Consider the following 24,286-nt stretch of genomic DNA (forward strand, 5'->3'; position numbering starts at 1 on the left):
GACATGGCCGGAGGCTCCCAGCGCATCTACAAGGCGCGGATCAAGTCGACACAGTCGCTGAAGAAGATGTTCCGCGCGCAGGAACTCATCGCGGCGTCGCGCATCGGCAAGGCCCGTGCGCGGACCGCCGCGGCGGCTCCCTACGCCACTGCCGTCACGCGCGCCGTGTCGGCCGTGGCGGCGCACGCGAGCATCGACCACCCGCTGACGACCGAGCGGAAGCAGCCCACGGGCCGCGCCGCGGTGTTCGTGGTCGCGTCGGACCGCGGCATGGCGGGGTCGTACTCGGCGTCGATCATCCGCGAGACCGAGCGGCTGATCGACCAGCTCCAGGCGGACGGCAAGGAGGTCCGGCTGTACGCGGCCGGCCGCCGGGCCATCGCCTACTACTCGTTCCGTGGTCGTGACCTCGCGGGCGAGTGGTCGTACGGTTCGGACGCCCCGACGGCGGAGGTCTCGGACGAGATCGCCGACACCCTCCTGGGCGCCTTCCTGGCGCCCGCCGAGGAGAGCGGCGTCGACGAGCTGCACGTGGTGTCCACGCAGTTCGTGAACATGGTGACGCAGCGCCCGCGCGTCGTGCGGATGCTGCCGCTCGAGATCGTCGAGGGCGTCAGCGTCCCCGGCGAGGGCGAGGCCATGCCGCTGTACGACTTCGAGCCGTCCCCGGAGGCCGTACTCGACGCCCTGCTGCCCCGGTACGTACGGTCCCGGATCTTCGCGGTCCTGCTCGACGCCGCGGCGTCGGAGCTCGCGGCGCGTCAGCGTGCCATGCACACGGCGACCGACAACGCGGAGGACCTGATCCGTACGTACACGCGCCTGGCGAACCAGGCGCGACAGGCCGACATCACCCAGGAGATCAGCGAGATCGTCTCGGGTGCCGACGCCCTGGCATCCGCCTGAACCCGACCCCGCCGGAGGGATCCTCCGGGCATGAGAAGCGAGGCAAGCAATGACCGCCACCACCGTGGAAGCCACGGTCGATCACACCAGCGGCGCCGGCACCGGCCGGGTCGCCCGGGTGACCGGCCCCGTCGTGGACATCGAGTTCCCCGAGGACGCGATCCCCGACATCTACAACGCGCTCACCACCGAGATCGACCTGGGTGAGGGGACCCTCACGCTCACGCTCGAGGTCGCCCAGCACCTCGGTGACTCGCTCGTGCGCGCCATCGCGCTGAAGCCGACCGACGGCCTCGTGCGCGGTGCCACCGTGACCGACACCGGCGCGCCGATCAGCGTGCCCGTCGGCGACATCACCAAGGGCAAGGTCTTCAACGTCACCGGCGACGTGCTCAACCTCGCCGAGGGCGAGAAGTTCGAGGTGACCGAGCGCTGGCCGATCCACCGCACGGCCCCCGCCTTCGACCAGCTCGAGTCCAAGACCCAGATGTTCGAGACGGGCATCAAGTCGATCGACCTCCTCACCCCGTACGTGCAGGGCGGGAAGATCGGTCTGTTCGGCGGCGCGGGCGTCGGCAAGACGGTCCTCATCCAGGAGATGATCCAGCGCGTGGCGCAGGACCACGGCGGTGTGTCCGTGTTCGCCGGCGTCGGCGAGCGCACGCGTGAGGGCAACGACCTCATCCACGAGATGGACGAGGCCGGTGTCTTCGACAAGACGGCCCTCGTCTTCGGCCAGATGGACGAGCCGCCGGGCACGCGTCTGCGCGTGGCGCTGTCGGCCCTGACGATGGCGGAGTACTTCCGCGACGTACAGAAGCAGGACGTGCTGCTGTTCATCGACAACATCTTCCGCTTCACGCAGGCGGGTTCCGAGGTCTCCACGCTGCTCGGCCGCATGCCGTCCGCCGTGGGCTACCAGCCGAACCTCGCCGACGAGATGGGCCTCCTGCAGGAGCGCATCACCTCGACGCGCGGTCACTCCATCACGTCGCTGCAGGCCATCTACGTGCCTGCGGACGACTACACCGACCCCGCCCCGGCCACCACGTTCGCCCACCTGGACGCGACGACCGAGCTCTCCCGCGAGATCGCGTCGAAGGGTCTGTACCCGGCGATCGACCCGCTGGCCTCGACCTCGCGCATCCTCGACCCGCGCTACGTGGGCCAGGAGCACTACGAGGTGGCCACCGAGGTGAAGTCGATCCTGCAGCGCAACAAGGAACTGCAGGACATCATCGCGATCCTCGGTGTCGACGAGCTCTCCGAGGAGGACAAGACGCTGGTCGCGCGTGCGCGCCGGATCCAGCAGTTCCTCTCGCAGAACACCTACATGGCCGAGAAGTTCACCGGCGTGGTCGGCTCGACCGTGCCGCTGAGCGAGACCATCGAGGCGTTCAAGAAGATCGCGTCCGGCGAGTTCGACCACATCGCCGAGCAGGCGTTCTACAACATCGGTGGCCTCGAGGACCTCGAGCGCAACTGGGCGAGGATCCAGAAGGAGTACGGCGCCTGAGGCACCGTTCTCCCCGTACGGGACGCCGCCGGGTCTCGGCCCGGCGGCGTCCCGCCCGAACTATCGAGAGGGAGGCCCTGAGTGGCTGAGCTGAACGTGGACCTCGTGGCCACGGACCGCAAGGTCTGGTCCGGCACGGCCAGGACGGTCGTCGCGCCGTCGGTGGAGGGCGAGATCGGCATCCTGGCGGACCACCAGCCGCTGCTCGCGGTGCTGCGGCCGGGTAAGGTCACGGTACGCACGGACGACGGCGTGGCGGTCGAGGCCCAGGTCGACGGCGGGTTCGTCTCCGTGGACGAGAACCTGGTCACGATCGTCGTCGACGAGATCGAGCAGGTCTGAGGGAGGGGGACGGTGCCGGGCGTCGTCTGGATCGCGCTGGCGATCGTGGCCGCGATCGCACTGGTCCTCGGCGTGGGCGCGTCCCGCCTGCACACCCTGTCCCGCCGGGTCGGATCGTTCTCCTGCAACGCGCGGGCGGCCGGGCAGGACTCCTGGACGGCCGGCATCGCGCAGTACGCCGTCGGCCGGATCGAGTGGTGGCGCTGCTGGTCGCTGTCGCCTCGGCCTGCCCGCACCTGGTACCGGGACCGGCTCGAGCTGGTCGGCCGCGAGGAGTTCGACGACGACGGACCGGCGCACTATCTCGTCCGGTGCCGCTACGAGGGCCTGGACTTCGAGCTGGACCTCGCGTCGGGCGACTACTTCGGGCTGGCCTCGTGGCTCGAGGCGGCCCCGCCGGGCCGCCGCGACCTGGTCCTGTAACCGCTGAGGAGAATCCTTGCGTCTTGTCGTCGCCGACTGTTCCGCCCGGTACACCGGGAGACTCACCGCACACCTGCCGCTCGCGACGCGGCTGATCGTGGTCAAGGCCGACGGGAGCGTGCTGCTGCACTCCGACGGCGGTTCGTACAAGCCGCTGAACTGGATGAGCCCGCCGTGCACGCTGACGGAGGCGGTCCCGGGCGCCGAGGCCGCGGAGCGTGGCGTCGCGCAGGTCTGGACGGTACAGCACAAGAAGTCCGACGACCGCCTCGAGATCGACCTGCACACCGTGCACCACGACTCGGCCCACGACCTCGGCGTCGACCCCGGGCTGGTCAAGGACGGCGTCGAGGCGCATCTGCAGGAACTGCTCGCGGAGCAGATCGGTCTGCTCGGCGAGGGCAGCACGCTGATCCGGCGGGAGTACATGACGGCGATCGGCCCGGTCGACATCCTGGCCCGCGACGCCACGGGAGCCACGGTGGCGGTCGAGATCAAGCGTCGCGGCGAGATCGACGGCGTCGAGCAGCTCACGCGGTACCTGGAGCTCCTCAACCGCGACCCGCTGCTCGCGCCGGTCCGAGGAGTCTTCGCCGCGCAGGAGATCAAACCCCAGGCGCGCGTGCTGGCGACCGATCGCGGCATCGGCTGCCTGACCCTGGACTACGACGCCATGCGCGGCGTCGACGACGCGGAGTCCCGTCTGTTCTGAGGCAGGATGGGGGCATGCCGGAGAAGACTTCCACGGTCGTCCTGCGAGGACGAGTGCTCCTGCCCGAGGCGATGATCGACGACGGTGTCGTGGTCGCCCGGGGAGATCGGCTCGCCTTCGTCGGCACGGCCGTCGAAGCCCGGGACGCGGGCTTCGACGCACAGCTCGGCGAGGTGCCGCCGTCGTACGACTACCTGCTGCCAGGGCTCGTCGACCTGCACAACCACGGCGGGGGAGGCGTCGGCTTCCCCGACGCCGCGAGCCCTGGCGAGGCGTTGCGCGCCGTCCTCGAACACCGGCGGCACGGTACGACGACGATGCTGGCCTCCCTCGTCACGGCCGACCCGCACACCCTCGCCGCACAGGCGGCGATGCTCGCCGATCTCGCCGACGCCGGCGAGATCGCGGGGATCCACGCCGAGGGACCGTTCCTCTCGCACGAGCGTCGCGGCGCGCACAACCCTGCCTACCTGCGCGACGGCGACGCCGCCGTGGTCCGCGACCTCGCGAAGGCCGCGCGCGGGCACCTGGCGACGATGACCGTGGCGCCGGAGGTTCCCGGAGTCGCGGGTCCGGGCGGCGCCGCGACGGCGCTCATCGAGGCGGGGGCCATCCCGTCGCTCGGCCACACGGACGGGACGACGGAAGCCGCGGAGGCGCTGATTTCCCAGGTCACGGCGGGTCTGCGGCTGGCCGCGGAGGTGGCGGGGGTCGGCCACCGCGAGATGACGGCCACGCACCTCTTCAACGGCATGCGTCCGCTGCACCACCGGGCGCCGGGCCCGGTCGCCGCGTGCTTCGCGGCCGCCGCCCGCGGCGACCTCGTGGTGGAGCTCATCGCGGACGGTGTCCATCTCGACCCGGCCACGGTGCGTACGGTGTTCGGGACGGTGGGCGCCGACCAGGTGGCCCTCGTCACGGACGCGATGTCGGCGGCCGGGATGGCGGACGGCTCCTACGACCTGGGCCCGATGTCGGTCACGGTGCGGGACGGCGTCGCGCGCCTCGTGGATCCCGGCGACCCGGACGCCGGGGCGATCGCCGGCGGCACGGCTCACCTGATCGACGTCGTGCGCCACACCGTCGCGGCCGGGGTCCCGCTCCTCGACGCGGTGCGTTCCGCCTCGGCCGTGCCGGCCCGGGTCCTCGGACTGGGCCGGGAGCTCGGCACGCTCGCCCGGGGGCTGCGCGCCGACGTGCTCGTGGCGGACGAGGACCTGCGGCCACGGCGAGTCCTGCGCGGGGGCGCCGAGATTCCCGGGTGACGGGCACACCCACGCCATTTCCCGGCAACGCGCCGCTGTTACCGTGCGGGCCATGACGACACCCTTCGAACCGGGCGCCACGGTCGTGCGACGCGAGATCATGCGCGGCGAGCCGTGGATCGCGATCCCGCAGATCTGCGTGCACGACGACGGCGAACTGCTCGTCACCTACACGCCCGGCGGCTCCCCCTTCGGATATCCGGAGGACGGGACGTTCCCCGTCGGCCGCCATCCGTGGCTGCTCGCCGGCAGCACGCACTGGCGCGGTCACGGCCGCCTCGAGCTGCACTGGACGGGCGTCGAGCACTCGGTCTTCCTGTTCTGGGCGGGTGAGGAGCGCGAGTTCCAGGGCTGGTACCTCAACCTGGAGGACGCGCCGCGGCGCACGCCGATCGGCTTCGACACCCTCGACCACGAGCTCGACATCTGGTGGCCGGCCGACGCGGAGACCTACGAGTTCAAGGACGTCGAGGAGTTCGAGGAGACCGGCCCCGCGCGCTACCCCGGCCGTATGGCCGAGATCCGGGCCGAGGGCGACCGCATCGCCGCCCGGCTGGACGCCGGCGACCTCTGGTGGGACAAGTCCTGGGCGGACTGGACCCCGGACCCGTCCTGGACGCCGCGCGACCTCCCACCGGACTGGGCGACGCTACCGTACGAGTCCCGCTGAGGCGCCGGCGGTCACCCGTGCCCGCGGACTTGCCCGCCGGCGTGGCGTGTGGAACGAGCCGACCGGTCGTGCGGCGGCGATGCCTTGCGGCGCGATCCGCCGAGACGGGGTAGCGCTTCGGGCCTCGGCCGGGTACCGTCCATCGAAGCGCTTCGACTGATCGCCGGCAGAGAGCGTCACCCTGCCGCGCACCGGTCGCATCCGAGCCGCACCGTCGCGGCACCCGAAGGAGGAACCCATGGACGTGTCGCCCTTCCGCGATCCCGCGCTGCCCATCCCCGTGCGCGCCCGTGACCTGCTCGGCCGCCTCACCCCGGAGGAACGGGTGGCGATGCTGCACCAGCATCAGCCGGTCGTGGACCGGCTGGGGCTCGGCCCGTTCCACACCGGGTGCGAGGCGCTGCACGGCGTCGCCTGGCTGGGCCGCGCCACGGTGTTCCCGCAGCCGGTCGGCCTGGCCGCGACCTGGGACCCGGAGCTGGTGCGCCGCGTCGGCGACGTCGTCTCCACCGAGGTCCGCGCCAAGCGCGCGGGAGACCCGTCGGTGAGCCTGAACGTCTGGGCGCCGGTCGTGAACACGCTCCGGCACCCGGCCTGGGGCCGCAACGAGGAGGGGTACTCCGAGGACCCGCACGTCACCGCGCACCTCGCCACGGCCTACTGCCGCGGCCTGCGCGGGGACCACGAGCGGGTCTGGCGGACCACGCCCACGCTCAAGCACTTCCTCGCCTACAACAACGAGACCGACCGCTCGTCCACGAGCTCGAACCTCACCCCGGTCACGCTGCACGAGGAGGAGCTCCCCGCCTTCCGCGAGCCGATCGAGGCGGGCGTGGCCGCGGGTGTCATGCCCGCGTACAACCAGGTCAACGGCACCCCGGCGCACCTGCAGGCCGAGCTCTTCGCCGAGCTGCGCTCCTGGACCGGAGGGTCGGTCGCGCTCGTGTCCGACGCCGCCGCCCCGATGTTCGTGGTCACCGTGCAGCGCGCCGCGGAGGATCGCGCCGCCGGGAACGCCGCGCTCGTCCGCGCCGGTGTCGACTCGTTCACCGACGACGACACCGACTCCGCCCCCACCGTCCGGCGCCTCCAGGAGGCCCTGGACCATGGCCTGCTCACCCTGGACGACGTCGACCGCGCCGTGCTGCGCCTCCTCGAGCTGCGCCTGCGCAGCGGCGAGTTCGACGGCGACGCCGACCCGTACGCCGGCATCACGCCGGACCACCTCGACCTGCCCGAGCACCGCGTCCTCGCGCGGGAGGCGGTGGCCCGCTCCGTGGTCGTGCTGCGCAACGACGCGGGCGTGCTGCCCCTGCCGGCCACGGGCTCGGTCGCCGTCGTCGGGCCCATGGCCCAGGCCGTGCTCACCGACTGGTACTCGGGCACCCCGCCGTACGCGGTCACCCCGGCGGACGGCCTGCGCGCCGTACTCGGCGCGGACCGGGTGGTGATGGCCGACGGCGCCGACGTCGTCGCCCTGCGCGCGACGAACGGGCAGTACGTCTCCGTCACCGCGGACGGCGCGACGGTGGTCGCGGACTCGGCCGGGGCCGGCCGCGGCGCACGCCTGTCCGTCACGGACTGGGGCGGGGGAGTGCTCACGTTGCGCTCGGGGGCGTCCGGCCGCCTGCTCACCGGTGGCGCCTGGCCGCTGCGGGCCGACGCCGAGCGGGTCGGGGGCTGGGAGGTCCAGGAGAGCTTCCGCCGGCACGTGCACGACGACGGTTCGTGGTCCCTTCTGCACCTCGGCTCCGGCCGGTGGGTGCGCGTCCAGCGCGGCACCGGTCTGGTGTGTGCCGACGGGCACACGCTCGCGGATGCCGAGCGGTTCGTGGCGCGCGTCCTGGAGTCCGGCGCGGCGCGGGTGGCCGAGGCCGCGGCGGCGTGCGACGCCGTCGTCGTCGCCGTCGGGAACGACCCGCACCTGAACGGGCGCGAGACACAGGACCGGCCCGATCTGTGGCTGCCCGACGCCGCCGTGGAGACGTGGCGCGCCGCCGTCGAGGCCAACCCGCGCGCCGTGCTCACGATCGTGTCGAGCTACCCGTACGTGCTCGGTCCGGGCGTCGCCGACGCCGCCACCGTGGTGTGGAGCAGCCACGGCGGCCAGGAGCTCGGGCACGGCCTGGCCGACGTGCTGACGGGCGCCGTCGAGCCGTCCGGACGCCTCGCGCAGACCTGGCCCGCGCGCCCGGAGCAGGCCGGCGACCTCTTCGACTACGACACCCGGCGCCAGCAGGCGACCTACCGGCACCTGCCCGACAGCGACGCAGGGGTGCCCGCGTTCGCGTTCGGGCACGGCCTGACCTACTCGGCCGTGTCGTACGGGCGGGTCGCCCTGTCCGTGACCGAGGTCGCGGCCCCCGCGCCGACGCGTGACCACCCGCCGCTGACGCCGCGCGACCCGGCGGGCCCGGGCGTGGTCACGGCCTCGGTGACGGTGCGCAACACCGGCGACCGGCCCGCCGAGGAACTGGTGCAGGTGTACTCGCTCGGCGCCCCTGGGACGGACTCGCCCGTGCGGCTCCTGCTCGGCTACCGTCGCGTCCGGCTCGACCCCGGCGAGACGGCGTCGGTGGCGGTGCCCTTCGACGTCGCGCGCCTGGCGCTGTGGCACGAGGCCGCGGCGCCGTCGGGCGGGGTGCCGGGCCTGCTTGACGGCGACCTCCGGGTGCCGGTGGGGACGTACACCGTCGCCGCCGGGGCGTCGAGCGTGGACCTGCCGGTGCGCGGCGAGCTGACCGTGACCGGCCGGGCCGGGTGAGGACGGCAGTGTGCAGGGCGTGAGGACCAGGGTGTGAGGACCACGGCATGAGGACCACGGCATGAGGATCGACCCCGACAGCCGGAGCGTGCAGGGGCTGACGACGTTCCTGCAGTTCGTCGTGCTCAACGTGCTGTACATCGTGGCCTGCCTGCCGGTGGTGACGGCCGGGGCGGCGACCGCCGCGCTCTACGAGGTGGCGCTGCGGTACGCCGACGAGGAGCGGGGATATCTGATCACGGGGTTCTTCGTCGCCCTGCGCCGCAACCTGTGGCGGGGTACCGCCGTCGGGCTGCTGCTGGGTGTGCCGGCCGCGATGGCGGCCTTCGCCGCGATCTTCTGGCTCGCGTCCGGCACCGCCCTCGGGTCCGCCGCCGGCACGGTGGCGGTGCTGCTCGTCGGCTACCTGGTGGCCGCCCTGCTGTACGGTCTGGTGCTGGTCGCCCGGTACGCCGACCCGCTGGGCCGGACGCTGCGCAACGCCCTGCTGCTGCCGCTCGCCGAGCCGCTGCGCACGCTCGCCCTGCTGGTGCGTCCGGCCGCCACGGTGAGTCTGCTGTACGTGTTCCCGCCGACGGTGGTGCTCGTCGCGACCATCGGATTCTCGGTGGGCGCCTACGTGGACGCGCTCGTGCTGCACAGCGTCTTCCGGCGGCGGGGCGGCGATCCCACGGCGCTCGACCCGGTCAGCCCGCACTCCGGCGAGTAGGAGAAGGTCGCGCGGGCAGGCGCTGCCGTCGGCCGCACCTCGCGCGATCCTGAGACGCGACAAGGCCCGGGCGATCCGATCGCCCGGGCCCTCTCGCGTGCCGTCCTACCGGTCAGGAGTCCGGATCAGCCGAACTCGTTGGCGACCGCGACGCGGGCGTCGTTCTGTGCCCGGGCGTTGGCCATGTCGACCTCGAGGACCTTCTCGTAGCCCAGGCCGTTCACCGTCTCCTGCATCTCCGCGAGCAGCGACTCGAACTCGGCGTCGTCCTTGGCGAAGGACATCTTCCAGGAGTACTCGACGATGCTGGCCTTGATCTGGTTGCGGGCCGTCTCGATCTCCGACTCGTCCGTCGGGGTGATGAAGCTCGCGCCCGGGGCGACCAGCAGCATGTCGTTGGCCCGCAGGTACTCCATGGTCGTCGTGGCGCCGCCCATGTGCTCGGACCAGTCCTCGGTGAGCGGGTTGGCCGTGGTCTCCTGGTAGCTCGGCCAGAGCTTGTAGTTGTACGGGTAACCCGTGGTCGGGTCCTCGTCGATCGGCAGGACGGCGGAGAAGTTCAGGGTCGAGACGCCGTCCTTGTACGCGCCGCCGCCCCAGTCGGCCGGCACGTCCGCGCCGCCCTCCAGGATGGCCTTGCGGCCGAAGTCGGTGAGCTCCGGCCCGTCGGGGCCGTTCTCCCAGGTCAGGCCCACAGGACCGGCGGCACCCATGGTCTCCGACGCGCTGGCCTGCACGCCCTCCGGGGAATACAGCCAGTCGATGAACGCGGCGATACGCGCCGGGTCCTCCGCCTGCGAGCCGATGGCGACCACCTGCTCGCCGCCGTACACCTCGGCGCCGTAGGCGAAGACCTTCTGATCCTGCAGCGGGGCGATCATGAAGCCCTTGCCCTCGGCCATGTTCTGCTCGGTGTTGTACGCGGACTGGCCGAGCCACGGCCACCAGGACAGCAGCACCTGGCCGTTCTGGTACTTGGTGAACATCGTGTCGTAGTTCTGCGTGGTCGAATCGGGGTCGACGAGGCCCATTTGGTTTGCCTCGTAGTAGAAGCGCAGGGCGCGCACGTACTGCGAATCCGAGTCGATGATGCTCTGGTAGTCCGAGCCGTCGGCCTTCGCGAGCACGAACCCCATCTCGTCGTAGCCGTAGAGGGTCGTCGGCTGCTTGCCCATCACCATCATGTTGCCGTCCCAGTCCTTGAACAGGGAGATGGCGTAGGACGGCTTGCCGTTGTCCGCCTCCGGGTGGGCGTCCTGCATGTCCTTCAGCACCGGCAGGAGGTCCTCGAGGGTGCCGATCTCCGGGTAGCCGAGCTCGGCGTAGTAGTCCCAGCGCAGGAAGGGACCGAACGTCGGGTCGACATCGTCGTTCGGCTCCGTCGGCTTGACCGACGAGAGCTGGGTCGGGAAGCCGTAGACGCCGTCCTTGGACTCGTTGAGGGTCTGGATCGCGGCGTCGTACTTCGGCAGGTGCTCCATGGACTCGTAGTAGGGCGACATGTCATGGAGCAGCCCACCCTCGACGAGTTCGTCCAGCTTCTCGCCCTTGTCGGTGACGATGAGGTCACCGAGGTCGCCGCCCGACACGCGGGTGTTGTAGAGCGTGTCACCGCCGCCCGCGACGTTCGGGGCGATGATGTTCAGCTCCATGTTGAACTTGTCCTTGACGATCTTGCCGAACCACCCGCCCTGGATGCCCTGGTAGTTGGCGAGGCCGTCGAAGACGTCGATGGTGATCGGATCCGCCGCCGACCAGTCCTGGTCGAGTGACGCCGCCTCGGGGTCCTCCGACGTCCCCGTTCCCGAGCATGCAGCGAGGGACAGTAGTCCGAGCAGCGGGGCCACCAGCACCGCTACGGCTTTGCGTGATCTCATGACACTCCTTTGTGTTGTTGCTGAACTGTGTTGTCGCTGAACCTTGTGTTGTCGCGGAACGCTGTCAGCCCTTGACCGCGCCGAGCATGATGCCCTTGACGAAGTACCGCTGGAACAGCGGGTAGACGAAGATGATCGGCAGCACGACGATCACGGCGATCGTCATGCGGATCGACGTCGGCGTCTGCGTCGTGGCGGCGGACGCGATCGCGCCGAGGTCGCCCTGCGCGTTCTGTGCCGCCTGAGCCAGGCTGTTGGCCTGGTTGAGATACGTGTAGAGCCTGTACTGCAGCGGGTAGAGCCGCTGGTCCGTGATGTACAGCAGCGTGTCCTGGAACGAGTTCCACTGGGCCACCGCGGAGAAGATCGCCACGGTCGCGAGGATCGGCGTCATGTTCGGGAGCATGATCCGGAAGAAGATCGTCACGATCCCGGCTCCGTCGATCTCGGCGGCCTCCTGCAGCGACGCCGGGAGCGACTCCACGTACGTCTTGACGAGGATGATGTTGAACGGCTGCACGATCGCCGGGAGGATGTAGACCCAGAAGTTGTTGGTCAGCCCCAGCGTGTGGATCGTGACGTACACCGGGATGAGGCCGGCGTTGAAGTACATCGTGAAGATGACCAGCCGGTACCAGAGGGAGCGATGCCGCAGGCGCTCCTGCGTGAACATGAAGCCGAGGAACGCCGACGCGAGGACGGTGGCCCCGGTGCCGATCACGGTGCGGGCGATCGAGACCAGCAGCGAACCCGTCAGCCCCGGCAGGCCGAAGATCTGTGTGTAGTTCTCGAGGTGGATCCCCGTGGGGAACAGGCGCACGTCGCCGAGCGCGCTGAGATCGTTCGCGCTGATCGAGTTGATGATCAGGTAGTAGAACGGGTAGCCGCACACGAGCGCGAAGAGCACGAATCCGGCGTAGTTGACGATGGCGAACGCGACGTCGCCGCGCGCGTGGCGCCATGGCGTTCCGGTGTCCTTGGTGGTCACGACGTCGGTCCTTTCCTAGATGATCGACGTGCCGCGGACGCGCTTGGCGATCGCATTGGCGGACATCAGGAGCGCGAGCGAGATGAGGCTCTTGAGCATGCTGAGGACCGTCGCCAGCGACAGGCTGTTCCCCGTCATGCCGATGTTGTAGACGTACAGGTCGAGCACCTGGATGTACTCCCTGTTGAACGCGTTCTGGAAGACGTAGTACTGCTCCATGCCGTTGTTCAGGATGTTGGCGATGGAGAGGATCAGGAGCACCACGAAGGTCGGCAGGAGGTGCGGGAACGTGATGTAGCGCATGAGCTGGAAGCGGCCCGCGCCGTCGATCCGCGCCGACTCGTACAGTGCCGGGTCGATCCCCGAGATGGCCGCGAGGTACATGATCGCGCCCCAGCCCACGCCCTTCCAGAGGCTCCAGGCGAGCATGGTCAGCCACACGTGCTGGTCGGTGTCCAGGAACTTCATCGGGACGGTGATCAGGCCCCAGTCGTGCAGCGTGGTGTTGACCAGGCCCGACGTCGAGAAGAGCGAGAACGCGATCATGTACACGAGCACCCACGAGATGAAGTTGGGGAGCGTCGTGAGCGTCTGCACCGTGTTCCGGAACCAGGTGGCCCGGATCTCGTTCAGGAACATCGCGAAGAAGAGCGGGAGCAGCGACGTCGCGATGCCGAGGAAGCTCATGGCGAGGGTGTTCACCATGACCTGGCCGATCTGCTCGAGCTGCGTCCTGGACGAGACGAGGATCTCGAACCACTGCAGCCCGACGAACTCGCTGCCGCCCAGACCGAGTGCCGGCTTGTAGTCGTAGAGCGCGGTCACCCAGCCGAGCAGCGGCAGGTACGAGAAGACGAAGACGAGTACGAGGAACGGACACACGACGAGGAACATGTACGGCGAGGTCTTGCCGTGGGGCTTGGCACCACGACGTCTGCCGCGACCACCGCCCGTCAACGCGCCGGCCGGGCCGGTGCCTGGCGGCACGCGCGCGCCGAGCACCTCCCGCGGCGCTCCCTGGGTGAGGCTCACCTGTCACTCCCTCGTGATCGGCCACTTCGATGTGGCGCGAGCGGCGGATCGGAGGCGCCGATCCGTCGAAGCGCTTCGACATTGATACCAGACGTACGCCTTGCCGTGCAATGACCGGCGGTTCACGGTTCGGCAACGGATGCCCCGGGCATCGATGGTGGACGCCCGGGCATCCGGTCGCGACCGGCGAGACCGCCGATGGCGACGGGCGACCCTGCGGACGGGGGCGACCTCGCCGACGGCGGTGGGGCGACCACTGCGAGTGGCGGTGGGGCGTCCTCAGTCGTCGTCGGCGGCGGGCCCCGGTGCCGAGCTCTCCCGCTCGGTGAGCACGGGGGCGAGGAGCCTCGTCTCGGACGGCTGCTCGCCGTCGAGCCGGGCCATCACCATGTCGACGGCGACCCTGCCGATGTCCTCGGCGGGCAGATCGATGCTCGTCATCGCGATGCGCTGGGAGAGGGCGACGTCCGTGGGGCACACCGCGACCACGGACATGTCGGCGCCGACCACGATGCCCCGGTCGGCCAGCCGGGACAGGACGTGGGGGAGCGCGGCCTCGTTGTGCACGATGATCCCCGTCGTGTCGGGCGCGGTCGCCAGGAGCGTGTCGACGGCCTCCGACGCGCCCGCCGGCGAGGCGTCGCACGCCTCCACCTTGACCGTCACGTCGGAGGCCTTGGCCTGACCGCGCAGTCCGCGCATCAGCCGATCGGCGTACGACGTGTGCCGCAGCAGCACCTCGGGCGGGGAGCCGATCAGCGCGACATCGGTGTGCCCCGCCGCCGCGAGATGCCGGACGGCGAGCCGGCCGGCGGCCTCGAAGTCGAGGTCGACGCAGCTGAGCCCCTCAGGGTCCTCCGGCAGGCCGATGAGCACGGTCGGCTGCTTGGCGGCGGCCACCACGGGCACGCGGGGGTCGTCCGCCTCGATGTCCATCATGACCAGGGCGTCCACCATGGAGCCGCCGGTCACGCGGTCGAGGCCGCTCACGTCGTCCTGGGTCAGCAGCAGGACGTCGTGGTCGAAGTCCCGCGCGCGGGTGACCACGCCCGTGACGAACTGCATGATGACCGGCACGTTCACGCCGACGCGCAGGGGTGCCATCAGCGCGATGACATTGGTCCGGGCCGAGGCCAGGGCGCGCGCCCCGGCGTGCGGCCGGTAGCCGAGCTTCTCGATCGCGCGCTCGACACGTGCGCGAGTGGGCGCGGAGATGGGACGCTTGCCCGACAGCACGTAGGACACGGTCGAGGCCGAGACCCCCGCTGCCTTCGCGACGTCGTCGATCGTAGCCACGGTGTTCCTCCTCGGTCCGGTACCGCGGCGCCCTGTGCGGCGGCAGGTCGTGCGCCCGGCATGTGCCGGCACATCAGTGTGCCGCATGCTAGGGAAGCGCTTCGATGGAAGGCTAGCTCAATTCGTCTGACCAGGACACTGGACACAAGGCCCTGCAGCGGACTAGCGTGTTGAATCGCTTCGACGATCTCGAATTTCGATGAGCCGGACGCGGGTGTCCGGCGGGCCAGGAGGGCGATGATGCCGGGTACCGACGGGTTCGCCGCGCTGGTGGCCGACGGCGGGATCTGCTTCGGCGGGGACTACAACCCCGAGCAGTGGTCCCGTGAGGTGTGGCGCGAGGACGCACGCCTCATGCGGGAGGCCGGCGTCAACCTCGTGACCGTCGGCGTCTTCAGCTGGGCGATGTACGAGCCCACGCCCGGCGCGCGCGAGTTCGACTGGCTGGACGAGGTGCTCGAGGTGCTCCACGGGCAGGGCATCGGCGTGGACCTGGCGACTCCCACGGCGTCGCCGCCGGCCTGGCTGGGCGTGCGCCACCCCGAGACCCTGCCCGTCGACGCCGACGGGGTGCGGCTCGTGGCCGGCTCCCGCAACCACTTCAGCCCGGCCTCGCAGGTCTACCGCGACGCCGCGCTCGCCATCACGCGCGACCTCGCCCGGCGGTACGCCACCCACCCGGCGGTGCGGATGTGGCACGTCGGCAACGAGTTCGGCCAGGTCTGCCACGGGGACGAGGCCGCCGGGCGGTTCCGCGCCTGGCTGCGTGACCGCTACGGCGACGTCGACGGCCTCAACGAAGCCTGGGGCACCGCGTTCTGGTCGCAGCGCTACGCCTCGTTCGACGAGGTCCTGCCGCCGCGCCGGATGCCGTACCACCCCAACCCGACACAGTCGCTGGACTGGCGCCGCTACTCGTCCGACCTGCTGCTGGGCGTCTACCGCGAGCAGCGCGACGCGATCCGCGCCATCGACGTCAGCCGCCCGATCACCACCAACTTCATGGGCTTCTTCCCGCTCGTGGACTACACGTCCTGGGCGGACGACCTCGACGTCGTCGCCGACGACGCCTACCCCGACCCGGGTGACCCGCACGCCCCGTCGTCCTCGGCCTTGCGACAGGACCTGATGCGGTCCCTGCGTGGGGGCGAGCCATGGATCCTCATGGAGCAGGCCGCCGGCGCGGTGAGCTGGCGGCCGCACAACCTGCCGAAGTCGCCCGCGCGGTCACGGCTGGAGTCGCTGCAGGCGGTGGCCCGCGGCGCGGACGGCATCTGCTTCTTCCAATGGCGCGCATCGCGCGCCGGAGCCGAGCGCTTCCACTCCGCGATGCTTCCCCACGCCGGACCCGAGACCCGCGTCCACCAGGGGATCCGCCGACTCGGCGCGGACCTCGCGCGCCTGCGGTCCGTCACGGGCGCACGGGTCCGCGCGCGGGTGGCGCTCCTGTGGGACTGGTCGTCCTGGTGGGCCGCCACCGAGGTGGCCCGCCCGACCGATCGGCTCGACCCGCTCGAGCAGCTCCGCGCCTGGCATCGCGTCCTGTGGGCCGACGGCGTCGCGGCCGACGTCGTGCACCCCGGGACCGACCTCTCCCGGTACGACGCGGTGCTCGTGCCCAACCTGTACCTCATGGAGCCCGCGGATGCCGAGGCACTGACCGCGGCGGTGGAGCGGGGCGCGAGTCTCGTCGTCGGGCCGTTCAGCGGAGTCGCCGACGCGAACGCCCAGGTGCGCCCCGGCCGCTTCCCCGTCCTGCTCGCCGGCCTGCTCGGCGTGAGCGGCGAGGAATGGGCCCCGCTGCCCGACGACGGCGTGGACCTGATCCCCTCCGGCGCGTCGCCCGTGGACGGCGCGGGTCCGGCACGGCCGCGCGCCGCCGTCCTGGGCGAACTCCTCCGGGCCGACGGCGCCGACGTGCTCGCCACGTTCGGCCCGGGACACCTCGAAGGCGCCCCCGCGATCACGCGGCACGCCCCGCACACCGGCGCGCCGGACGAGGGCTCCGCCTGGTACCTCGGCACGGTGCCCGACGACGACACCCTCGCCGCGGTGCTCCGCGCGGCGCTCGACGCGGCCGGCGTCGAACCCGCCCTGCCCGGGCGGCCCGGCCGCGACACGCGGCGAACCCCCGGGGACGACGTCGAGGCGGTCCGCCGCGGCGACGTCCTGTTCCTGCTGAACCATTCCGGCGAGCCGGCACGCCTCGACGTGCCGGGGAACTGGACCGACCTGCTCACCGGCACGCCCGTGTCGGACGAGGTGACGGTCGGGCCGACCGACGCGGCGGCGCTGCTGCCCGCGGAGGCCGGGCATCGAGCCCCAGCCGGGCTCGCGAACCAAGGAGATAGGCAATGAAGCACAAGCGGACGATGACCGTCGTGGCGGCCGCGATGACCGGATCCCTGGCCCTGGCCGGCTGCACCGGCCAGACCGCCGGCGGCGGCGACACGGACGACAGCACGCTGACGATCTGGCACTACGAGAACGACGACTCGGCGATGGGCCAGGCCTGGGCCGAGGCCATCCGGATCTTCGAGGAGGAGAACCCGGACGTCACCGTCGAGGTCGAGAAGCAGACGTTCGAACAGATCCAGAAGAACGCCAAGATCGTCCTCACCGGCGACGACGTGCCCGACGTCATGGAGTTCAACAAGGGCAACGCGACCGCCGGCCAGCTCGCCGCCCAGGGCCTGCTGACCCCGCTCACCGACCAGGCCGCCGAGCGCGGCTGGGACGAGACGCTGACCGGCTCGCTGGCCACCACGGCCAGGTACGACGAGCAGGGCCTCATGGGCTCCGGCGAATGGTACGGGGTCCCCAACTACGGCGAGTTCGTCGGCGTCTACTACAACAAGGACATGTTCGCCGAGCACGGCCTCGAGGAACCCACCACCCTCGAGGAGTTCGAGGACGTCCTGGCCACCTTCCAGGAGGAGGGCATCACCCCGCTGGCCGAGGCCGGCGCCGAGTACCCGCTGGGCCAGCTCTGGTACGAACTCGTGCTCGCCTACGGCGACCGAGCTCTCGTGGACGACTACCAGCTCTTCGCGAACGACGTCGACTTCCACGGCGAGGCGATGACCCAGGCCACCGAGAAGCTCGACGAATGGATCGAGAAGGGCTACATCGCCTCCGACTCCGCGGCACTCACGGCCGAGGACATGGGCGTCTCGTTCATCGACGGGACCTACCCGATCATGGTCAGCGGCTCCTGGTGGTTCGGCCGCCTCGCGACCGAGGTCCAGGCCGACTGGGGTCAGTTCAACTTCCCCGGCAACGAACTGCACCCCGGATCGTCGGGCAACCTCTGGGTCGTCCCGGCGAACGCGGACTCCCCGAGCCTGGCCGAGGAGTTCATCGACATCACGCTGCGACCCGAGGTGCAGAACGTCCTGGCCGCCGAGGGCGGCCTGCCCGTGGCCGGCGACGCGTCGGTCATCGACGACGAACGCACGCGCGAGCTCACCGAGAACTTCCAGGCGATCCTCGACGACGACGGTCTCGCGTTCTACCCCGACTGGCCGGTGCCCGGCTACTACGACGTGATCGTCAGCCAGCTCCAGTCCCTCGTGAACCGGTCCAAGACGCCCAGCGAGGTGCTCGACGGCCTGCAGAGCGCGTACGACGAGGGCAAGGCCGACCTGCTCGATGGCTGACGGCACCAACATCCTCACGGCACGGCGCTCGCGGGCGGAGCAGCGCCCGCGAGCACCGCGCCGCCGCCGGGCGGCCTGGGTGGGCTACCTGCCCTACCTGCTGCCCGGCGCGGTCGCGTTCGCCGTCGTGATCGGATACCCGCTGCTCACGAACGTGTACTTCAGCCTGTTCAAGTGGCGCGGGGGCATGGCGCCGCTGCGCTGGAACGGGCTCGGCAACTACGCGGACCTGCTGGGCGACGACCAGTTCTGGACGTCGTTCGCGAACTCGGTGGCCATGATCGTCGCGATGGTGCTCGTGCCCACGCTCGTCGGGCTGGTCCTCGCGGCGGTGCTGTTCGACTACCTCGGACGGCGGTTCGGCGCACGGGTCTCGTCGGTCCTGCGAGCCACGTACTACCTGCCGCAGATCCTTCCCGTCGCGGTGGCCGGCGTGCTGTGGAACTGGATCCTGAACTCCCAGACCGGCGCGCTCAACACGATCCTGCGCGGCATGGGCATCGACTCCCCGCCCAACTGGCTCGGCGATCCCGCCACCGCGCTGCCGTCCGTGATGCTCGTGCTGATCTGGGTCCAGATCGGCTACCCGGTGGTCATCTTCATGGCCGCCCTGCAGCGCGTGGACCCGGAGCTCTACGAGGCGGCCGAACTCGACGGCGCCGGGTGGTGGCACCGGTTCCGGGCCATCACCGTGCCCCAGATCCGGCCGGAGACCTTCGTGGTCACCTTGACCTGCACGGTGGCCGCGCTCAAGGTGTTCGCGCCGATCTACGTGCTGACGCGCGGCGGCCCGGAGAGCTCGACCCTCGTACCGAGCTACTACTCCTTCCTGAGCTTCTTCGACAAGTCCCAGGTCGGGTACGGAGCCGCGATCGCCACGGTGCTCACGCTCGTGATCGTGGGGGTGGCCGTGATCATCCTCGGCCTGCAGGGCCGGGCGGAACGACGCGAGCGAGAGGGGATCTGACATGGCAGTCGCCACACCGACGCGCGCGCCCGAGGTGCGCCGCACCGCCGTCGACTCCCGCTACCGCCGTGGCGCCGGCCGTTGGCTGGTGCTGGCCGCGGCCGTCGTCGTCGGGCTCGCGATCCTCGCGCCGTTCGGGATCATGCTGCTCAACGCGGTCAAGTCACCGCAGGACTACTCGGCCAACGGGCCGCTGTCCCTGCCGACCGGCATCTACCTCGACGGGGTGCTCGCCTTCTGGGAGCGCACCGAGTTCCCGGTGAAGCTCTGGAACTCCGTGTTCATCTCGGCCGTCGTCGCCGTGCTGGGGGCGCTGCTGTCGCTGCTCAACGCCTACGCGATCGGCATCGGCCGGGTGAAGGGGCGGCTGTGGATCGTCACGCTCTTCCTGCTGGCGAACATGCTGCCGCAGGAGGCCCTGATCTACCCGCTGTTCACGATGGCGCAGTCCGTGGGCCTGTCGAACTCGCAGTGGTCGGTGATCATCATCTTCACTGTCATCCAGTCGGCGTTCGGCACCTACCTGCTGGCCTCCGTGCTGGGTACGTTCCCGCCAGCACTCCTGGAGGCCGCGGCGCTCGACGGCGCGAGCCGGTGGCGCATCCTCTGGCAGGTCGTGTTCCCGATCGTGCGGCCGACCCTGTCGGTCCTCATGATCTTCTTCTTCATCTGGACCTGGAACGAGTTCTTCATCCCGCTCGTCATGCTGACCACCAACGACACCCAGACCATCCCGATCGCCCTGGCCTCCCTGCAGGGGGACCGGATGATGGACGCACCCACCATCAACGCGGGGACGCTCGTCTCCCTCGTGCCCGCCGTCGTGTTCTTCCTCATCTTCCAACGCACCCTGACCCGGGGCGTGACCGCCGGGGCGGTCAAGTGATCGCGCGCACTCCGATGGACCACGACCCCGAACACGATCAAGCGAGGTATCAGCCATGAAGTTCACCGACGGCTACTGGCAGCTGCGGCCCGGCGTCGACATGCTTCGCCCCCGCGACATCGACTCCGTGGAGGCCGGCACGGACACCCTGACCGTGTACGCGCCCACCGCACCGATCACCCGGCGCGGCGACACCCTGAACCGCCCGGTCGTGACCGTCACGTTCGACGCCCCGGCGGACGACGTGATCGGCGTGCGCATCGAGCACCACCAGGGCCGCCGCGATCCCGGGCCGCACTTCGCGGTCCACCGGGAGCCGGGCGTGGTCAAGATCGTCGCGCCCGACACCCTGGGCGACGGCCCCGCGGAACTCACCTCGGGCGGCCTCACCGCCCGCGTGGCCACCGACGGCCCGTGGCAGGTCGACTTCGTGGCCGACGGCGAGGTGCTCACCTCGTCGTCGGCCCGGAGCATCGGCATCGCGACCACGCCCGAGGGCGACTTCGTGCACGAGCAGCTCGCGCTCGGCGTCGGCGAGTACGTCTACGGGCTGGGCGAGCGGTTCGGCGCCTTCGTCAAGAACGGCCAGAGCGTCGACATCTGGAACGAGGACGGCGGCACGGCGAGCGAGCAGGCCTACAAGAACGTGCCGTTCTACCTGACCAACCGCGGCTACGGCGTGTTCGTCGCCCACCCCGAGCGGGTGTCGTTCGAGGTGGGATCCGAGGTGGTCAGCCGCACCCAGTTCGCGGTGCCGGGCCAGTCGCTCCAGTACTACGTGATCCACGGGCCGACCCCGGCCGACATCCTCCGCCGCTACACGGCGCTCACCGGGCGGCCCGCCGTCGTCCCTTCCTGGTCCTACGGCCTGTGGCTCTCGACGTCGTTCACCACGAACTACGACGAGGAGACCGTCAACAGCTTCATCGACGGCATGGCCGAGCGCGACATCCCGCTGTCGGTGTTCCACTTCGACTGCTTCTGGATGCGCCAGTTCCACTGGTGCGACTTCGTGTGGGACCCGGCCACCTTCCCCGACCCCGAGGGCATGCTGGCCCGGCTCCACGAGCGCGGGCTGAAGGTCAGCGTCTGGATCAACCCGTACATCGCCCAGCGCTCCCACCTGTTCCGCGAGGGCAGGGACAAGGGTTACCTGGTGACCACGCCCGACGGCGACGTCTGGCAGTGGGACAAGTGGCAGGCCGGCATGGCGCTGGTCGACTTCACCAACCCGGAGGCCACCGCCTGGTACCAGGACAAGCTGCGCGTACTCCTGGACCAGGGCGTCGACTGCTTCAAGACGGACTTCGGCGAGCGCATCCCCACCGACGTCGTCTGGCACGACGGGTCCGACCCGCAGCGCATGCACAACTACTACACCTACCTGTACAACGACGCGGTCTTCGAACTGCTCGAGCAGGAGCGCGGGCACGGGGAGGCCGTGGTGTTCGCGCGCTCCGCGACCGCCGGCACCCAGTCCTTCCCCGTGCACTGGGGCGGCGACTGCGAGTCGACGTTCGTCTCCATGGCGGAGTCGCTGCGGGGCGGCCTGTCGCTGTCGTTGTCCGGGTTCGGCTACTGGAGCCACGACATCGGCGGGTTCGAGGGCACACCCGACCCGGCCGTGTTCAAGCGCTGGTCCGTCTTCGGCCTGCTGTCCTCGCACTCGCGCCTCCACGGCTCCGACTCCTACCGCGTGCCGTGGGCGTTCGACGACGAGGCCGTCGACGTGCTCCGCCGGTTCACCCGGCTGAAGATGTCCCTCATGCCGTACCTGGGCCAGGCGGCCGCCCAGGTGCGGAGCGACGGCACGCCCGTCATGCGCCCGATGCTGCTGGAGTTCCCGGACGACCCCGCGGCGCACACGGTCGACACCCAGTACATGCTCGGCGACAGCCTGCTCGTGGCCCCCGTGTTCCGCGCCGACGGGCGAGTGAGCTACTACGTTCCCGAGGGCGGGTGGACCCCGGTCCTGCCGGCGCTCGCCGCCGGGACGCCCCCGCTCGGGGAGCCCGGGCAGGAAGCGGGCGCCGACGGAGGCGGCGGCGCGTCCGCCGCTGATGCCCGGGGCGTGGCGGCCGGGACGATCCGCGGCTCCAGGTGGATCACCGAGGAGCACGGGTTCGACTCCCTGCCCCTGCTCGCCCGCCCGGGCTCGGTCGTGCCCGTGGGCGCACGCGACGACCGGCCGGACTACGCCTGGGCCGAGGGCGTCACCCTGCACTGTTTCGAGCTCCCTGACGGGTACGAGCGGGACGTCGTCGTACCCGGTGGGACCGGCGCGTCCGCGCACTTCACGGTACGGCGGACCGGTGACGCGGTGCACGTGAGCTCCGCCGACGCGCCCGCCGCGTGGGGTGTTGAGATCGCCGGGCGGAGCGTCGGGGCGGACGGCCCCGGCGAGGTGGTGATCGCCGTGGCCGGATGAGCCGTGCGGACCCGCGCAGCCTCCTACCCGGCCGGCGCGTCCAGGTCGGCGCCGCCGCGCAGCACGGTGGCGCCGGCCGGGGCGCCCGGCGGACGTGGGGGACCGGCAGGTACGTGCAAGGACACCGGAGGCACGACGACGTCGTACCGGGTGCCGAACTCTGTGCGTGCCGAGTGCGTGGCGTCCCCGCGCAGGTACGTGACCTCCGGTGTGGTCAGTACCGCATCGATCGCCGCGGCCAGTGCCGCTTCCACTGCTGACATCCTTGCGCACCTCCGTCACCCACAGTCGTAAACATGTTCGATAGTACTCCCGCACCTCCATCCCCACCACCCGATTTCGCCGCCACGGCGGCAGCGGGTGACGATAGACCCGGTGGCCGACATCCGCAGTGGTGCCGGTACCGGAACGACGCTGTCCGACATCGATTTCACGGAGAGACACATGGCGACACCCAGCGATACCCGTACCTTCCCTGCCGATTTCGTGTGGGGTTCTGCGACGGCGTCGTATCAGATCGAGGGTGGTGTGGGGGAGGGTGGTCGGGGTCGGTCGATCTGGGACACGTTTTCTCACACGCCGGGCAAGACTCTGAATGGTGACACCGGTGACGTGGCCGACGACCACTTCCACCGGTGGCGTCAGGACGTGCGGCACATCGCGGACCTGGGTCTGGACGCCTACCGGTTCTCGATCGCGTGGCCGCGGGTGCAGCCCGGGGGTAGTGGTGAGTTCAACCCGGAGGGGATCGGCTTCTACTCCGATCTGCTGGACGCCTTGCTGGCCGTGGGTGTCAAGCCGGTGGTCACGTTGTACCACTGGGACCTGCCGCAGGAACTGCAGGACGCGGGCGGCTGGACGAATCGTGCCACCGCGGAGGCGTTCGCGCGTTACGCGCGCCGCATGGCCGAGGAGTTCGGTGACCGGGTGGAGGTGTGGACCACGCTGAACGAGCCGTGGTGCACGGCCCTGCTGGGTTACGGTTCGGGTGTGCATGCCCCGGGTATCAGCGACCCGGTGGCGGCGTTGCGGGCGATCCATCACCTGAACCTGGCCCACGGTCTGGCGGTCCGGGAGATCCGGGACGTGCTGGGCGCGTCGGCCAAGGTGTCGATCACCCTCAACCTGCACGTCGTGCGGCCCGACGACCCGTCCTCGCAGGCCGACCTGGAGGCCAAGCGCAAGGCGGACGAGATCGCCAACGAGTCGTTCCTCGGGCCGCTGCTGGAGGGCGCCTACCCGGCCGGCCTGCTGGAGCGCACCGCCTCGCTGACGGACTGGTCGTTCGTGCGCGACGGTGACCTGGAGGCCATCCACCGGCCGCTGACCGTGCTCGGGGTGAACTACTACTCCACCGCCCGCGTGCGCGCCTGGTCGGGCCAGGGGCAGCGGCAGCAGGCCGACGGGCACAAGGACTCCGCCGGCAACCCGTGGATCGGCGCCGAGGACGTGGAGTTCCTGCCCCAGCCGGGCCCGCACACCGCCATGGGCTGGAACATCGAACCGGCCGGCCTGACCGACCTGCTCCTCCAACTGCACGACCGCTACCCGGATCTGGCGCTCATGGTCACCGAGAACGGCGCCGCGTTCGACGACGAGGTCACCGTCACCGACGGCGTCGCCCGCGTGCACGACCCCCGCCGCGTGCAGTACCTGCACGACCACGTCGAGGCACTCGGCCTGGCCCGCGACAAGGGCGCAGACGTGCGCGGCTACTTCGCCTGGTCCCTGCTGGACAACTTCGAGTGGGCCTACGGCTACGACCGCCGCTTCGGCATCATCCACGTCGACTACGACACCCAGGAACGCCTCTGGAAAGACTCCGCCCACTGGTACCACCGCCTGG

20 protein-coding genes are annotated in these 24,286 nt (G+C 70.7%); 15 read left to right on the forward strand and 5 right to left on the reverse strand.

Features of this window, described 5'->3' with window-relative positions:
- Window positions 1-3: 3 nt before the first annotated feature.
- The 9 genes from IIE03_RS03905 to IIE03_RS03945 all read left to right on the forward strand — a co-directional run bounded on the left by IIE03_RS03905 (window position 4) and on the right by IIE03_RS03945 (window position 9,307).
- Complete coding sequence (locus IIE03_RS03905; protein WP_192861438.1) at window positions 4-906, forward strand: F0F1 ATP synthase subunit gamma; 903 nt, start codon at window positions 4-6, stop codon at window positions 904-906.
- A gap of 49 nt (window positions 907-955) precedes the next feature.
- Window positions 956-2,422 (forward strand): F0F1 ATP synthase subunit beta, encoded by a 1,467-nt coding sequence (gene atpD / locus IIE03_RS03910; protein ID WP_192861439.1) that lies wholly within the window; start codon window positions 956-958, stop codon window positions 2,420-2,422.
- An 81-nt stretch (window positions 2,423-2,503) separates the two neighbouring features.
- Window positions 2,504-2,764, forward strand: coding sequence for a F0F1 ATP synthase subunit epsilon (locus IIE03_RS03915; protein ID WP_192861440.1), 261 nt, complete (start codon window positions 2,504-2,506; stop codon window positions 2,762-2,764).
- A 12-nt stretch (window positions 2,765-2,776) separates the two neighbouring features.
- On the forward strand, window positions 2,777-3,187 hold the full coding sequence (locus IIE03_RS03920; protein WP_192861441.1) for a DUF2550 domain-containing protein: 411 nt from the start codon (window positions 2,777-2,779) through the stop codon (window positions 3,185-3,187).
- A gap of 16 nt (window positions 3,188-3,203) precedes the next feature.
- Entirely contained in the window at window positions 3,204-3,899 is a 696-nt protein-coding gene (nucS, locus tag IIE03_RS03925) for an endonuclease NucS (RefSeq protein ID WP_192861442.1), read from the forward strand.
- A gap of 14 nt (window positions 3,900-3,913) precedes the next feature.
- Window positions 3,914-5,164: an N-acetylglucosamine-6-phosphate deacetylase gene (locus tag IIE03_RS03930; protein WP_192861443.1), complete on the forward strand. Its 1,251-nt coding sequence runs from the start codon at window positions 3,914-3,916 to the stop codon at window positions 5,162-5,164.
- 52 nt (window positions 5,165-5,216) lie between these two features.
- The gene (locus tag IIE03_RS03935; protein ID WP_192861444.1) at window positions 5,217-5,834 is read left to right on the forward strand and encodes a ribonuclease FAU-1 family protein; all 618 of its coding nucleotides are present in this window, start codon (window positions 5,217-5,219) and stop codon (window positions 5,832-5,834) included.
- Window positions 5,835-6,072: 238 nt separating this feature from the next.
- Window positions 6,073-8,598 (forward strand): beta-glucosidase family protein, encoded by a 2,526-nt coding sequence (locus tag IIE03_RS03940; protein ID WP_192861445.1) that lies wholly within the window; start codon window positions 6,073-6,075, stop codon window positions 8,596-8,598.
- 61 nt (window positions 8,599-8,659) lie between these two features.
- The gene (locus IIE03_RS03945) at window positions 8,660-9,307 is read left to right on the forward strand and encodes a DUF624 domain-containing protein (RefSeq protein WP_192861446.1); all 648 of its coding nucleotides are present in this window, start codon (window positions 8,660-8,662) and stop codon (window positions 9,305-9,307) included.
- Between the two features lie 125 nt (window positions 9,308-9,432).
- Here the strand turns inward: IIE03_RS03945 and IIE03_RS03950 are convergent, their stop codons facing one another.
- The 4 genes from IIE03_RS03950 to IIE03_RS03965 all read right to left on the reverse strand — a co-directional run bounded on the left by IIE03_RS03950 (window position 9,433) and on the right by IIE03_RS03965 (window position 14,500).
- Window positions 9,433-11,184, reverse strand: a complete 1,752-nt coding sequence (locus IIE03_RS03950) for a type 2 periplasmic-binding domain-containing protein (RefSeq protein ID WP_192861447.1) — start codon at window positions 11,182-11,184, stop codon at window positions 9,433-9,435.
- Window positions 11,185-11,248: 64 nt separating this feature from the next.
- Entirely contained in the window at window positions 11,249-12,172 is a 924-nt protein-coding gene (locus tag IIE03_RS03955) for a carbohydrate ABC transporter permease (protein ID WP_192861448.1), read from the reverse strand.
- A gap of 15 nt (window positions 12,173-12,187) precedes the next feature.
- Entirely contained in the window at window positions 12,188-13,204 is a 1,017-nt protein-coding gene (locus tag IIE03_RS03960; protein WP_318842787.1) for an ABC transporter permease, read from the reverse strand.
- Window positions 13,205-13,483: 279 nt separating this feature from the next.
- Complete coding sequence (locus IIE03_RS03965; RefSeq protein ID WP_192861449.1) at window positions 13,484-14,500, reverse strand: LacI family DNA-binding transcriptional regulator; 1,017 nt, start codon at window positions 14,498-14,500, stop codon at window positions 13,484-13,486.
- Between the two features lie 240 nt (window positions 14,501-14,740).
- On the opposite strand from IIE03_RS03965, the gene IIE03_RS03970 reads away from it, so the two are divergent.
- The 5 genes from IIE03_RS03970 to yicI are packed head-to-tail and all read left to right on the forward strand — an operon-like array spanning window position 14,741 to window position 22,440.
- A complete protein-coding gene (locus tag IIE03_RS03970) occupies window positions 14,741-16,858 on the forward strand; it encodes a beta-galactosidase (RefSeq protein WP_225997220.1) in 2,118 nt (705 codons plus the stop codon).
- Window positions 16,855-18,159 carry an ABC transporter substrate-binding protein gene (locus IIE03_RS03975; RefSeq protein WP_192861451.1) on the forward strand — a complete coding sequence of 435 codons (1,305 nt, stop codon included), beginning with the start codon at window positions 16,855-16,857 and terminating at the stop codon, window positions 18,157-18,159. The genes IIE03_RS03970 and IIE03_RS03975 overlap by 4 nt, the downstream gene beginning before the upstream one ends.
- Complete coding sequence (locus tag IIE03_RS03980; RefSeq protein WP_225997221.1) at window positions 18,152-19,126, forward strand: carbohydrate ABC transporter permease; 975 nt, start codon at window positions 18,152-18,154, stop codon at window positions 19,124-19,126. Before IIE03_RS03975 ends, IIE03_RS03980 begins: the two co-directional genes overlap by 8 nt.
- A gap of 1 nt (window position 19,127) precedes the next feature.
- A complete protein-coding gene (locus tag IIE03_RS03985) occupies window positions 19,128-20,012 on the forward strand; it encodes a carbohydrate ABC transporter permease (protein ID WP_192861452.1) in 885 nt (294 codons plus the stop codon).
- Window positions 20,013-20,067: 55 nt separating this feature from the next.
- Window positions 20,068-22,440 carry an alpha-xylosidase gene (yicI, locus tag IIE03_RS03990; protein WP_192861453.1) on the forward strand — a complete coding sequence of 791 codons (2,373 nt, stop codon included), beginning with the start codon at window positions 20,068-20,070 and terminating at the stop codon, window positions 22,438-22,440.
- A gap of 23 nt (window positions 22,441-22,463) precedes the next feature.
- On the opposite strand, the gene IIE03_RS03995 is transcribed toward yicI, so the two are convergent.
- Window positions 22,464-22,703 (reverse strand): hypothetical protein, encoded by a 240-nt coding sequence (locus IIE03_RS03995; RefSeq protein WP_192861454.1) that lies wholly within the window; start codon window positions 22,701-22,703, stop codon window positions 22,464-22,466.
- A 181-nt stretch (window positions 22,704-22,884) separates the two neighbouring features.
- On the opposite strand from IIE03_RS03995, the gene IIE03_RS04000 reads away from it, so the two are divergent.
- On the forward strand, window positions 22,885-24,286 hold a 1,402-nt coding region (locus tag IIE03_RS04000; RefSeq protein ID WP_192861455.1), incomplete at its 3' end, for a GH1 family beta-glucosidase.

The sequence above is a fragment of the Myceligenerans pegani genome, assembly GCF_014892515.1.
Taxonomy (GTDB): Bacteria; Actinomycetota; Actinomycetes; order Actinomycetales; family Cellulomonadaceae; genus Myceligenerans; species Myceligenerans pegani.

What these genes read in the sequence shown, in the direction of transcription:
- IIE03_RS03905 (WP_192861438.1), top strand. Translation starts at nt 4, where the DNA reads ATGGCCGGAGGCTCCCAGCGCATCTACAAGGCGCGGATCAAGTCGACA.
- atpD (WP_192861439.1), top strand. Translation starts at nt 956, where the DNA reads ATGACCGCCACCACCGTGGAAGCCACGGTCGATCACACCAGCGGCGCC.
- IIE03_RS03930 (WP_192861443.1), top strand. Translation starts at nt 3,914, where the DNA reads ATGCCGGAGAAGACTTCCACGGTCGTCCTGCGAGGACGAGTGCTCCTG.
- IIE03_RS03935 (WP_192861444.1), top strand. Translation starts at nt 5,217, where the DNA reads ATGACGACACCCTTCGAACCGGGCGCCACGGTCGTGCGACGCGAGATC.
- IIE03_RS03940 (WP_192861445.1), top strand. Translation starts at nt 6,073, where the DNA reads ATGGACGTGTCGCCCTTCCGCGATCCCGCGCTGCCCATCCCCGTGCGC.
- IIE03_RS03945 (WP_192861446.1), top strand. Translation starts at nt 8,660, where the DNA reads ATGAGGATCGACCCCGACAGCCGGAGCGTGCAGGGGCTGACGACGTTC.
- IIE03_RS03950 (WP_192861447.1), bottom strand. Translation starts at nt 11,184, where the DNA reads ATGAGATCACGCAAAGCCGTAGCGGTGCTGGTGGCCCCGCTGCTCGGA.
- IIE03_RS03970 (WP_225997220.1), top strand. Translation starts at nt 14,741, where the DNA reads ATGCCGGGTACCGACGGGTTCGCCGCGCTGGTGGCCGACGGCGGGATC.
- IIE03_RS03975 (WP_192861451.1), top strand. Translation starts at nt 16,855, where the DNA reads ATGAAGCACAAGCGGACGATGACCGTCGTGGCGGCCGCGATGACCGGA.
- IIE03_RS03980 (WP_225997221.1), top strand. Translation starts at nt 18,152, where the DNA reads ATGGCTGACGGCACCAACATCCTCACGGCACGGCGCTCGCGGGCGGAG.
- IIE03_RS03985 (WP_192861452.1), top strand. Translation starts at nt 19,128, where the DNA reads ATGGCAGTCGCCACACCGACGCGCGCGCCCGAGGTGCGCCGCACCGCC.
- yicI (WP_192861453.1), top strand. Translation starts at nt 20,068, where the DNA reads ATGAAGTTCACCGACGGCTACTGGCAGCTGCGGCCCGGCGTCGACATG.
- IIE03_RS03995 (WP_192861454.1), bottom strand. Translation starts at nt 22,703, where the DNA reads ATGTCAGCAGTGGAAGCGGCACTGGCCGCGGCGATCGATGCGGTACTG.